The organism is Enterobacter sp. SCRI0065, from assembly GCF_059766475.1.
Genome location: NZ_JCBAJB010000009.1, coordinates 137463 through 150201, shown reverse-complemented (window position 1 = coordinate 150201; position 12739 = coordinate 137463). Strand labels below are relative to the sequence as shown.

General features: G+C 53.9%; 11 protein-coding genes. 1 reads left to right on the top strand and 10 read right to left on the bottom strand.

Going from position 1 to position 12739, the window contains the following annotated elements:
• Window positions 1-11: 11 nt before the first annotated feature.
• Window positions 12-1634, bottom strand: coding sequence for an isovaleryl-CoA dehydrogenase (locus AC6EMZ_RS19870; RefSeq protein ID WP_498404475.1), 1623 nt, complete (start codon window positions 1632-1634; stop codon window positions 12-14).
• Between the two features lie 193 nt (window positions 1635-1827).
• Between AC6EMZ_RS19870 and AC6EMZ_RS19865 the strand changes: the two genes are divergently transcribed.
• Window positions 1828-3117: an MFS transporter gene (locus AC6EMZ_RS19865; RefSeq protein WP_498404474.1), complete on the top strand. Its 1290-nt coding sequence runs from the start codon at window positions 1828-1830 to the stop codon at window positions 3115-3117.
• Window positions 3118-3159: 42 nt separating this feature from the next.
• Here the strand turns inward: AC6EMZ_RS19865 and rlmB are convergent, their stop codons facing one another.
• The 9 genes from rlmB to hfq form a co-directional block, all read right to left on the bottom strand.
• A complete protein-coding gene (gene rlmB, locus AC6EMZ_RS19860) occupies window positions 3160-3891 on the bottom strand; it encodes a 23S rRNA (guanosine(2251)-2'-O)-methyltransferase RlmB (RefSeq protein WP_498404473.1) in 732 nt (243 codons plus the stop codon).
• Between the two features lie 67 nt (window positions 3892-3958).
• Window positions 3959-6403: a ribonuclease R gene (gene rnr / locus AC6EMZ_RS19855; RefSeq protein ID WP_498404472.1), complete on the bottom strand. Its 2445-nt coding sequence runs from the start codon at window positions 6401-6403 to the stop codon at window positions 3959-3961.
• 38 nt (window positions 6404-6441) lie between these two features.
• Window positions 6442-6867: a nitric oxide-sensing transcriptional repressor NsrR gene (gene nsrR, locus AC6EMZ_RS19850; RefSeq protein WP_498404471.1), complete on the bottom strand. Its 426-nt coding sequence runs from the start codon at window positions 6865-6867 to the stop codon at window positions 6442-6444.
• Window positions 6868-7058: 191 nt separating this feature from the next.
• Window positions 7059-8357, bottom strand: a complete 1299-nt coding sequence (locus AC6EMZ_RS19845; RefSeq protein WP_498404469.1) for an adenylosuccinate synthase — start codon at window positions 8355-8357, stop codon at window positions 7059-7061.
• A 102-nt stretch (window positions 8358-8459) separates the two neighbouring features.
• Complete coding sequence (locus tag AC6EMZ_RS19840) at window positions 8460-8657, bottom strand: DUF2065 domain-containing protein (protein WP_498404468.1); 198 nt, start codon at window positions 8655-8657, stop codon at window positions 8460-8462.
• 71 nt (window positions 8658-8728) lie between these two features.
• Window positions 8729-9733 (bottom strand): protease modulator HflC, encoded by a 1005-nt coding sequence (gene hflC / locus AC6EMZ_RS19835; protein WP_011915619.1) that lies wholly within the window; start codon window positions 9731-9733, stop codon window positions 8729-8731.
• A gap of 2 nt (window positions 9734-9735) precedes the next feature.
• The gene (hflK, locus tag AC6EMZ_RS19830) at window positions 9736-10998 is read right to left on the bottom strand and encodes an FtsH protease activity modulator HflK (protein ID WP_498404467.1); all 1263 of its coding nucleotides are present in this window, start codon (window positions 10996-10998) and stop codon (window positions 9736-9738) included.
• 58 nt (window positions 10999-11056) lie between these two features.
• A complete protein-coding gene (gene hflX, locus AC6EMZ_RS19825; protein WP_498404465.1) occupies window positions 11057-12337 on the bottom strand; it encodes a ribosome rescue GTPase HflX in 1281 nt (426 codons plus the stop codon).
• A 75-nt stretch (window positions 12338-12412) separates the two neighbouring features.
• The gene (hfq, locus tag AC6EMZ_RS19820; protein ID WP_498404464.1) at window positions 12413-12730 is read right to left on the bottom strand and encodes an RNA chaperone Hfq; all 318 of its coding nucleotides are present in this window, start codon (window positions 12728-12730) and stop codon (window positions 12413-12415) included.
• Window positions 12731-12739 lie beyond the last annotated feature (9 nt).

Below are 12739 nucleotides of genomic sequence, written 5' to 3'. Positions count from 1 at the left end.
GCCCTGGATAATTAACCCACCCTCCCCGTGGCCCGCAACAGCAGATCGCTTTGAATCTGCTCGTTCAAGAGCGTGCCGCCGCGCGGATCCAGCATCATCAGACACCACGCCTGCGCCACCGGAGGCGATGCGTACCGTAGCATCTGCGCTCCCGTTCCTAGTAAGTAGATTTGTTGAGTTATCTCCCGGCCCTGCGCCTCATGAGGTTTACGCAGCTTTTGCTGTAACTGCCGCCAACAGCGATCGAAATGGCGGTCTTGTCCTTTCACCTGCGCAAAATCATCGTGTAGCACATCGAGGATCGCCGGATGCTTCGCCAGCACCCGCAGAACATCCAGGCACATCACATTGCCAGACCCTTCCCAGATGCTATTGACCGGCATTTCGCGATAGAGCCGCGGCAACTCGCTCTCTTCACAGTAACCTGCTCCTCCCAGCACTTCCATCGCCTCCGCCACAAATGGCATTCCCGCTTTACAGACGTTATATTTCGCAGCAGGTGTGAAGAGCCGCGCCCAGGCTACTTCTCGGGCATCATCACGTTGATCCCAGGCGCGAGCCAGACGGAATAACAGCGCAGTTTGCCCCTCCAGAAGGAGCGCCATTCGACTCAGGACGTGGCGCATTAGCGGCTGATCGATAAGATTTTTACCGAACGTCTGGCGCTGATGAGCATGATACAGCGCAACCGAGAGCGCACGACGCATCATGCCGTGGCTGCCTAATGCACAGTCGAAACGTGTCATCCCGCCCATTTTGAGGATTTGCCGTACGCCCTCGCCTTCTTCGCCTAATAGCCAGCCAGACGCATCCAAAAACTCAGCTTCACTGCTGGCATTGGACCGATTGCCGAGTTTCTCTTTCAGGCGTTCCAGACGAACGGCATTGCGTTGTCCATCGGGCAGGATGCGGGGAACAAAAAAGCACGACAATCCCCCTTTCGCCTGCGCCAACACCAGATGCGCATCGCTTTGCGGCACTGAAAAAAACCATTTATGCCCCACCAGACGATAGCTGCCGTCGCTGCTTTTCTCCGCTCGGGTCGTGTTAGTTAGCACATCGGAACCGCCCTGTTTTTCAGTCATTCCCATGCCGATGAGCAGCCCGCGCTTAAGCCCGCCAGGAGCCAAATGCGGATCGTAGCGATCGCTCTGTAGCGGCGTCAGCCAGTCGTGAAACGCGGAGGGTAGCGCTTGTTGCAGCAAAGGCGTTGCGGCAAAGGTCATCGTGACGGGGCAAAGCGTGCCCGCTTCAACCTGGGCGTGCAAAATGAAACGCGCGGCTCTGGCGACAAACGCGCCTTTACGCGCTTCATCTTCCCACGCCAGGTTATGCACCCGGTTCGCGCATAACCCTTGCATTAACAGGTGCCAGGCAGGATGAAAACGTACGTCGTCCAGGCGTTCTCCCCTGGAATCGTAGCGTAAAAGCTCAGGCGGATTGATGTTAGCCAGCCTGCCCAGTTCCAGTGATTCCGCCGTTCCCAACTGTTGACCAATACTGGCAAGCAGGTCGATATCCCACTCTGCGCCTTCACGCGCTACGGCATCGCGCAGGGCACAATCGGAAAGAAAGAGATTACTGTTGGAAAGCGGTACGGGCTGATTAAAAACGGTGTGCGTCTGCCAGTGCATTGTGTGTCCCTCCTTCAGTGGCAATTGAAAGTAAGTATGGACAGTGCGCGTGAACGCTGCATGGGAGAGCAGTCACACGGTGACAATATTACTGAAATCATTCGTGAATCAGGTCACACAATATAAGAATAAACTATTTCACTTCACCCAATCTGTTGAATAATTTATTCTCACTTTCTTACAGGGAATCATTATGCAAACTTCCCAATATGCGCCGGATGCGCATAAGCGCGCGTTGATCGCGGGTTCGATTGGCAACTTCATCGAATGGTATGAATTCGCGGTGTACGGTTTTATGGCGACCGTGATTGCAAAAAACTTCTTCCAGCTTGAAGGTGAAGCAGGGATGACCAGCCTCATCCTGACCTACGCATCGTTTGCCATCGCCTTTTTCTTTCGCCCTTTAGGCGCGGTGGTATTCGGACGCATCGGCGACAGAATTGGCCGTAAACCGACGCTTATCATCGTGCTGATATTGATGACATTAGCAACCGCAGCTATCGGGGTTGTCCCGGTATATGCCAGCATTGGTATTGCCGCACCGCTGATCATTACCGGGCTGCGTATCCTTCAGGGGTTGTTTGCAGGTGGTGAGTATGGCGGCGCGGTGTCGCTGATGACCGAGTTCGCCCCTCGCGGCAAGCGTGGCCTCTATGGCGCGTGGCAGTCCTTTACCGTCGCACTGGGGCTGTTAGCGGGCGCGGGTATCGTGGCGTTGCTCTCTGCCGTGCTGACGCCTGAAGCGCTGCATGATTGGGGTTGGCGCATTCCCTTCTTCCTGGCACTGCCAATGGGCGTGGTCGCCCTGTGGCTGCGAGTGAGTATGGAAGAGACGCCAAGCTTCGTGAAACAACAGCAAAAACCGGTCGCGACTCCGGCACAAACCTCCGCCACCCTTAAAGCCATTGTGATGGGAATTGGTCGAGTGATGGTGTGGTCTGCGGCGGGTTATACCTATCTGGTGATTATGCCCACCTATTTGCAGTCGGCACTGCATACTGGCTTTAACCAGGCGCTGCTGATCGCGGTGATTTCCAATATCGGATTTGCACTCACGATAATTCCTTCTGGCATGTTGAGTGACCGTATTAGCCGTCGCACGGTGATGGTCATTGCCACCGCGCTACTGCTGGTGCTCGCGCTGCCGCTGCTAAAAGTATTGCAGGCGGAATCCAGTACGCTGGCAATCAAAGCAATTGTGGTACTGATTGCAGGGGGTCTGGTGGGAATGCTGGCAGGTCCTGGTCCGGCGATGCTGTCGGAGATGTTCCCAACACGCGTGCGTTATACGGGCCTTGGCCTGGCGTATTCGCTATCAAATGCGATTTTCTCGGGCTGCGCGGGGCTAATTATTACGGGATTGATTAAGCAGACGGGGAATCTGGATATTCCGGCTTACTACGTGATGGCAACGGCAGTGGTGAGCATGGTGGCGCTGATGACGCTCAATAAAGACGACCATTTGCGGTCATTAGAGGAGTGATAGTATGCCCGGTGGCATGGCGCTACCGGGCAAAAGTCGCGATTAACTACGCTGACGCACCACTTCAAACAGGCAAATGCCCGTTGCAACAGACACGTTCAGAGACGACACGCTGCCCGCCATCGGGATACTGATCAGTTCATCGCAATGCTCACGGGTCAGGCGACGCATCCCTTCCCCTTCAGCACCCATCACCAGCGCCAGACGGCCCGTCATTTTGCTCTGGTAAACAGTGTGATCGGCTTCGCCTGCGGTACCGACGATCCAGATATTCTCTTCCTGAAGCTGACGCATAGTACGCGCCAGATTGGTCACACGGATCAACGGAACGTTTTCCGCCGCGCCGCAGGCCACTTTCTTCGCCGTTGCATTCAACTGCGCTGAGCGATCGCGTGGGACGATCACCGCATGCACACCGGCAGCATCTGCGCTACGCAGACACGCGCCAAGGTTGTGTGGATCGGTGACGCCATCCAGGATCAGGAAAAACGGATTATCCAGCTGAGCAATCAGATCCGGCAGATCGTTTTCCTGATACTGACGACCCGGCTTCGCACGGGCGATGATCCCTTGGTGAACCGCACCCTCGCTTTTCTCGTCGAGGTACTGGCGGCTCGCCAGCTGAATGACCACGCCCTGGGCTTCCAGCGCATGGATCAGGGGCAGCAGACGTTTGTCTTCGCGCCCTTTCAGAATAAAGACTTCCTGAAAACGCTCCGGTGCGCGCTCCAGCAGGGCCTGCACCGCGTGGATGCCGTAAATCATTTCACTCATTGATGGTTCTCATTATGACGGTTCTTTTCCCTCTCCCCACTGGGGAGAGGGTCAGGGTGAGGGGAATTTACTCCGCCTGCTTTTTCTTGATCGCACGCTTCGCTTTGGTCGCGGCAGCTATTTTCTCTGTTTTAGCGGAAGGCTTTTTCACTGAACGCGCTTCTTTCTTCGCGGCCTTTGGCTTCTGTTTCTTTTCGCCACGGAAAGCGCTGTCCGGCTCGAAGTTGACCTTCTTACCTGCCTGGCGACGTTTACCGCCGCTTGGTTTACCGTTACCGGTTTTTTTGGCTTTTTCACGTTCCGTTTTCCCCACATTACGCGGGGCGCGCTCGCTTGAAATAAGGCTGAAATCAATCTTACGCTCGTCCATGTTAACGGCTTCAACCTTCACTTCTACGCGATCGCCGAGACGATAAGTCTGGCCGCCAGATTCACCGGTCAAACGCTGCCCGACCTGATCGTAACGATAGTAATCGTTGTCCAGCGATGAAACGTGCACCAGACCATCAATGAACAGCTCATCAAGACGAACAAAGAAGCCAAAACCGGTCACACTGGCAATAACGCCTTTAAAGACATTACCTACCTGATCCAGCATGAAGTCACACTTCAGCCAGTCGGCCACATCACGCGTTGCTTCATCGGCGCGGCGCTCGGCCATGGAACAGTGCTGGCCTAATTGCAGCACTTCTTCCATTGAATAGTGGTAGCCACCGGTTTCCGTGGTGTTGCCCTTATGTCCCTGCTCCTGCGCGACCAGATACTTAAGGGCGCGATGCAGTGACAGATCCGGATAACGACGAATCGGTGAGGTAAAGTGCGCATAAGATTGCAGCGCCAGGCCAAAGTGACCACGGTTTTCTGGATCGTAAATCGCCTGCTTCATCGAACGCAGCAGCATGGTTTGCAGCATTTCTGCATCAGGACGATCGGCGATAGATTTCAATAGTTCAGCGTAATCACGCGGCTCTGGTTTGCTGCCGCCTGGCAGCTCCAGACCCAGCTCCGCCAGCACAGAACGGAAGGAGGTGATGGCCTCGGTCGTCGGCTTGTCGTGAATACGGAACAGCGCAGGCTCTTTCGCTTTCTCAACAAAGCGTGCCGCTGAGATATTCGCCAGGATCATGCACTCTTCGATAAGTTTATGTGCATCGTTACGATGGGTCTGTTCAATACGTTCGATACGACGTTCAGCGTTAAAGATGAACTTCGCCTCTTCGCTTTCAAACGAGATCCCGCCGCGTTCTTCACGTGCCTGTTCCAGCGTTTTGTAGAGGTTATGCAGCTCTTCGATGTGTTTAACCAGCGGCGCGTATTGCTCGCGCAGCTCCTGGTCACCTTGCAGCATGTGCCAGACTTTGGTGTAGGTCAGGCGAGCATGCGAGCTCATTACCGCTTCATAGAATTTATAGCCGGTCAGACGCCCTTTGGTTGAGATGGTCATTTCGCAGACCATGCACAGCCGGTCAACCTGTGGGTTCAGAGAACACAGACCGTTAGAGAGCACTTCCGGGAGCATAGGAACAACCTGCGACGGGAAGTAGACCGAGGTACCACGACTACGCGCTTCGCTGTCCAGCGGCGTGTTAGGACGAACGTAGTAGCTTACGTCGGCAATCGCCACCCACAGACGCCAGCCGCCACCGCGTTTCTTCTCGCAGAATACGGCGTCATCAAAGTCACGGGCATCTTCGCCATCAATGGTCACCAGCGGCAAATCACGCAGATCGACGCGGCCCACTTTGGCCTCTTCCGGCACCTGTTCTTTCAGGTCTTTGACCTGTTCTTCTACCGCTTGCGGCCAGATATAAGGAATTTCATGGGTACGCAGTGCCATATCCACGGCCATGCTGGTGCCCATATTATCGCCCAGCACTTCGACAATTTTACCGACCGCTTTAGTGCGACGTGTCGGACGCTGGGTGAGTTCAACCACCACCACAAAGCCCATACGTGCGCCCATCACCGCTTCAGGTGGGATCAGAATATCGAAGCTCATGCGGCTATCGTCTGGCACCACAAAGCCCACGCCGGCATCGGTAAAGTAGCGACCGACAATCTGGCTATTTTTGGGGACCAGCACGCGAACCACACGCGCTTCACGGCGACCTTTACGATCGGCACCTAGCGGCTGGGCCAGGATCTGGTCACCGTGGATGCACATTTTCATCTGCTCAGAGGACAGATACAGATCGTCCTTGCGGCCTTCGACGCGCAGGAATCCGTAGCCATCACGATGGCCAATGACAATGCCTTTTAACAGGTCAAGACGTTCCGGCAGCGCGTAGCACTGGCGGCGGGTAAAGACTAGCTGTCCGTCACGCTCCATGGCGCGCAGGCGGCGGCGAAGGCCTTCAATTTGCTCTTCGCCTTCAATGTTTAATTCAACGGCAAGTTCTTCACGATTAGCGGGTTTTTCGCGCTTAGTTAAGTGTTCAATGATGAACTCGCGGCTTGGGATAGGATTCGCGTATTTTTCAGCTTCGCGTTCCTGGAAAGGATCATGTGACATGTCGGTTCCTCCGTTGTCAGCTCCGGCGGAAATTTTCTTCATTCCACCAGCAATAATTTATACAGTGGTTGATTCTCTTCAACCAAATCGGCCAGCGTGTAGTTATCCAGTTCCGCCAGAAAACTTTGCACAGCCTTGGAAAGCGCCTCTTTAAGGCGGCAAGCGGGGGTAATGTGGCAAAACTCACTGCTGCAATTCACCAGAGACAGCGGCTCCAGTTCACGCACCACATCGCCAACACGAATACTCTGCGCAGGTTTACCGAGTCGGATCCCCCCGTTTTTCCCGCGGACGGCAGTAACGTATCCCGCACGGCTAAGTTGATTGATTATTTTGACCATATGATTACGGGACACGCCGTAGACCTCTGTCACCTGCGAGATACTGGTCATCTGTCCTTGTGGCAGCGACGCCATATAAATCAGCGCACGTAAGCCGTAATCGGTGAAACTCGTTAACTGCACATCAACCTCAGGAAAGGGAAAAACGCGGTTAGACCGCAGAGATATTCAATAGTGATGATAAACCAGCCAGATAGTTAACGGCGAATTTATTTGACAGGCGGGGCAAAAAAGCGGAGATCCAAGAGCGTTCGCCGGATGGCGCTACGCTTATCCGGCCTACGGGTTTCCCCGCAGGCCAGCATTAACGAAAATTAGGCGTCGAACGGGTCGCGCAGAATCATCGTTTCAGAACGGTCAGGGCCAGTAGAGATAATATCAATCGGCACTTCGGTCAGTTCTTCAATACGCTTAACGTAATCCAGCGCTGCCTGAGGCAAGCCACTACGCTCTTTCACACCAAAGGTGGTTTCAGACCAGCCAGGCATGGTTTCGTAGATTGGCTCGATACCTTGCCAGTCGTCAGCTGCCAGCGGAGTGGTCGTCACTTCGCGGCCATCTGGCATACGGTAAGCCACGCAGATTTTCACTTCTTTCAGCCCGTCCAGAACGTCGAGCTTGGTCAGGCAGAAGCCAGACAGGGAGTTGATCTGCACAGCACGGCGTACAGCAACAGCATCCAGCCAGCCGGTACGACGACGACGACCAGTAGTCGCGCCAAACTCGTTACCTTGCTTGCACAGGAACTCGCCGGTTTCATCAAAAAGCTCGGTCGGGAACGGACCCGCCCCCACACGAGTGGAGTAAGCTTTGATGATACCCAGAACGTAATCCACATAACGTGGGCCCAGGCCAGAACCTGTTGCCACGCCACCCGCAGTGGTGTTAGAGGAGGTTACGTACGGATAGGTACCGTGGTCGATATCCAGCAACGTACCCTGTGCGCCTTCAAACATGACGAAATCGCCACGCTTGCGCGCCTGGTCCAGCAGGTCGGAAACATCAACAACCATACCGGTCAGGATATCCGCTACCGCCATGACATCATCCAGCACTTTCTGGTAGTCAACAGCGTCAGCTTTGTAGAAGTTCACCAGCTGGAAGTTGTGATATTCCATCACTTCTTTCAGTTTTTCAGCGAAGGTGGTTTTGTCGAACAGGTCGCCAACGCGCAGACCGCGACGAGCAACTTTATCTTCATAAGCCGGGCCGATACCGCGACCGGTTGTACCGATAGCTTTCGCGCCACGCGCTTTTTCACGTGCCACGTCCAGCGCAACGTGATAGTCGAGGATAAGTGGGCAGGCTTCAGAGAGCAGCAGACGCTCGCGAACCGGGATACCACGGTCTTCCAGGCCTTTCATCTCTTTCATCAGCGCAGCAGGAGACAGCACAACACCGTTACCGATGATGCTGGTCACATTGTCACGAAGAATACCTGATGGAATAAGATGGAGGACGGTTTTTTCACCGTTGATTACGAGAGTATGGCCCGCATTGTGACCACCCTGATAGCGTACAACATATTTAGCACGTTCAGTCAGAAGATCAACGATCTTCCCTTTACCTTCGTCACCCCATTGGGTGCCCAGTACGACAACGTTGTTACCCATTTTTAAAAATCACCGATTGCTTAAAAATGGATTCTACCACCGCTTTTTCAGATATACAGCACTTTTTGCCCGCACGATAAGGCAAATCCGACCACTTTTTGATCAGCCAATCGTTTTCGTCAACATGTAGTAGACAACCACTCCTGCAACCACAAGACCACCACCAAAACGACGTAAAATATTATCGGGTAGTTGGGTCATGGTGGCGATCATACGACGCCAGGCACGTGGATAAAGCATCGGGCCGAGACCTTCAAAGACCAAAACTAAGGCCAGCGCCAACAGGATGGTTGAATTCATTTTAACTCCTGATAAAAGAAAACCACCGCTCCGTTAAGAGCGGTGGTTTGATAACTCAAACGGCGTCGAGTTTATCGCGTGGCGTTGCCTGGCGTCTTCATATAACGGAAGAAATCGCTGTCAGGGCTAAGCACCATCACATCCTGATTGCTCTGGAAGCTGTTTTCGTAAGCACGCAGGCTACGGATAAAGGCATAGAAATCCGGATCCTGACTGAATGCATCCGCAAACAGTTTCGCCGCTTCCGCATCGCCTTCACCGCGCATGATGCGGCCCTGACGTTCAGATTCGGCCAGCGTCTTGGTGACTTCATAATCCGCTGTCGCACGCAGTTTTTCTGCTTCTTCCTGGCCTTGTGAACGGTGACGACGTGCTACCGCTTCACGCTCAGCGCGCATACGGTTGTAAATCGCTTCGGACACTTCGGCAGGCAGGTTGATCTGCTTGATACGCACGTCAACCACTTCGATACCGAGCGCTGCCATACTGTTCGGATTGATCACCGGCGCTTTGCCGTTGGTCTCGGTCTGCACACGTTCAGCTGCTTTCGCAATCGCATCATCTGCGGCTGGCGTTGCGACTTCGTCTTCCGTACCCGCAGAACCGGAGTTCAGCGCATCGCGGACTTCAATCGTCAGACGACCACGAGAATCGGTTACGATGTCTTTCACATCCAGACGACCAATTTCAGAACGCAGACGGTCAGAGAACTTACGTTTCAGCAGCACTTCTGCCTGAGAGACGTCACCGCCGCCCGTGGCCAGATAGTAGCGGCTAAAATCGCTGATACGCCATTTGATGTAGGAATCGACGATCAGGTCTTTTTTCTCTTTGGTCACGAAACGATCGGCCTGGTTATCCATAGTCTGGATACGGGCATCGAGCATTTTCACTGATTCAATCATCGGGAGCTTGAAGTGCAGGCCCGGCTCGAAAACCAGCGGTTTGTTTTCATCGTCACGCAGAACTTTACCGAAACGCATGGTGATGCCGCGCTCGCCCTCTTTCACTACAAAGATTGAGGCATAAAGCACTACCAGCACGATGATAATAATCGCAATAACTGACTTACGCATCGTTATTCCCCCTGACGCTGGCTGTCGTTACGCTGCGCGTTAGCGCGACGTTGGTCCATGATGTCACCATCGGTTGAAGACGACGTGTTTTTGGCGTTAGAGTTGCTCCCGGACGCAGGTGGCAGGCGCAGCAGATTGTTGGCTCCGCTGTTATCCTGTTTTGCTCCGGAGGCATTACCGCCTTTCAGCATCTGGTCCAGCGGCAGAACCATCAGGTTGCCACCTTTGCTGTCATTCACCAGCACTTTACGGGTATGGCTCAGTACTTTCTCCATGGTCTCGATATACAGGCGTTCACGGGTAATTTCCGGAGCGGCTTTATATTCAGGCAGGAGCTTAGCAAAGCGAGCCACTTCACCCTGTGCTTCTAGCACGGTCTGAGTCCTATACGCACGCGCCTCTTCGAGGATACGCTGCGCCTGACCGTTAGCACGTGGCTGAACTTCGTTGGTGTAGGCTTCAGCTTCACGGATGTACTGCTGTTCATTTTCACGTGCGGAAATCGCATCATCAAATGCAGCTTTCACCTCTTCCGGCGGACGAGCAGCCTGGAAGTTGACGTCCAGCAGGGTGATACCCATGTTGTACGGACGAATGGTCTCTTCCAGCTCACGCTGGGTATCGCTACGAATAACGGTACGACCTTCAGTCAGAATACGGTCCATGGTGTATTTACCGATCACGCCACGAAGCGCACTGTCAGTCGCCTGACGCAGGCTATCGTCCGCGCTGGTCACACTGAACAGGTAATGCTGTGGATCGGTTACGCGATACTGCACGTTCATCTCGACGCGAACGACGTTCTCGTCAGAAGTCAGCATCACGCCGGAAGCCGCCAGTTCACGAACCGATTCTACGTTTACCGCAGTCACGTTATCGACAAACGTTGGTTTCCAGTTCAGACCCGGCTCAACCAAATGGCTAAATTTGCCGAAGCGAGTCACAACACCACGCTCTGCTTCTTTAATGGTGTAGAACCCACTGGCTGCCCAAATGATAACCACGGCAGCAGCAGCAATGCTTACCACACGGCCACCGATAGGCGTGCGAGGACCCTGAGGGGTATTACCACCCGAACCAGAACCTTTACCACCGCCAAAACCGCCAAGTTTTTTACTTAGCTTGCGGAAGATATCGTCCAGATCAGGAGGCCCCTGCTCGCGACCACCTTTGTTGCCATTTCCCCCAGAGTTGCCGCCTTGATTATTGCTGCTTCCCCACGGGTCGCGGTCTTGTCCGTTATTACCGGGCTGATTCCACGCCATGTATATGCTCCATATTTGTTATGCAAGGGCGAATATCTTCAGGACTACCCTAATCTGATCAGACTACGTAGTCGATCAACGCAGGTTCTTGTTTACAGAGGCGACGCCAGTCAACGATCGGCAAACGCACCTGCATCCCCACGCTGCCGTCATCCTCCATCCACTCTTTTTCTATCGCCTGAAGCTGATAAAACCGGCTGCGCAGCCTGCCTTCCTGTGGTGGCAAACGCAGCGTGTGCTGAGCAACCTCACCGGAAAGACGTTCTGTCAAAGCCTGGAAAAGCAGTGGCACGCCGACACCGGTCTGGGCAGAAAGCCAGACCCGAATCGGTTTGTTCTCTTCATCTCTGTCGATACGCGGCTCAAAATCGTCGAGCATATCGATTTTATTCATCACCAGAAGCGTTGGGATCTCGTGCGCCTCGATCTCTTCGAGTACGGTATTCACCGCGTCGATGTTTTCCTGCACGCGAACATCCGCAGCGTCAATGATATGCAACAGCAGGGTCGCCTGACGCGTCTCCTGCAAGGTCGCTTTAAACGCAGCCACCAGATCGTGCGGCAAATGACGAATAAACCCTACGGTATCCGCCAGCACGGTTTCACCTACGTCCGCCACGTCAATACGACGAAGCGTGGGGTCAAGGGTCGCAAACAACTGGTCTGCGGCATAAACCTTGGCCTCAGTAATCTGATTAAACAGGGTGGATTTACCGGCGTTGGTATACCCCACCAGCGACACCGTCGGGATGTCAGCTTTCGTGCGCGCACGACGTCCTTGCTCACGCTGTTTTTCGACTCTTGCCAGACGTGAGAGGATCTGGGTAATACGACCACGCAGCAATCGACGGTCAGTTTCGAGTTGGGTTTCACCCGGTCCCCGCAAACCAATCCCGCCTTTTTGCCTTTCAAGGTGGGTCCAGCCACGCACAAGGCGCGTTGCCAGATGGCGCAATTGCGCCAGCTCAACCTGCAGTTTCCCTTCATGGGTACGTGCACGCTGGGCAAAAATATCTAGTATCAATCCCGTACGGTCGATAACACGACATTCGCACAGGGCTTCAAGATTGCGTTCCTGAGCTGGAGATAGCGCATGATCGAAGAGCACGACCGTCGCGCCGACAGCTTTAACGGCATCCGCAATTTCAATTGCTTTACCTTCACCAACAAAATACTTCGGGTGCGGTGCTTTACGGCTACCAGTAATCACCTGCAATGCTTCGACGCCAGCGGAAGAGACCAGAGCTTCAAACTCCTGGAGGTCTTCCATGTCTTTGTCTTGCGTGAAATAGATGTGTACCAGCACCGCATGTTCACCAGCATCATAGCGGTCAAACAAGCGTATAATCCTCAAAATAAATCAGCGGGGAACGCAGGAAACCTGGCTCCCCGTGTGGATAAACAGCCCGTAACCTTACTCGGTTTCTTCGCTGTCCTGCGCAGGCGCAGAAGAACCTTGCGCGTTGCTGCCATGATGGTAGTTACTGCCGGTGCCGGTGCCAGTGCCAGTGTTGTTGCTGTGATGAGATACTGGACGAGACGGCACAACAGTAGAGATAGCGTGCTTATAGACCATCTGGCTGACCGTGTTTTTCAACAGAATCACGAACTGATCGAAAGACTCAATCTGACCTTGCAGCTTAATACCATTCACCAAATAAATAGAAACTGGAACACGTTCACGACGCAGTGCGTTCAAGAACGGATCTTGTAAAGATTGCCCCTTAGCCATTCTATCTTT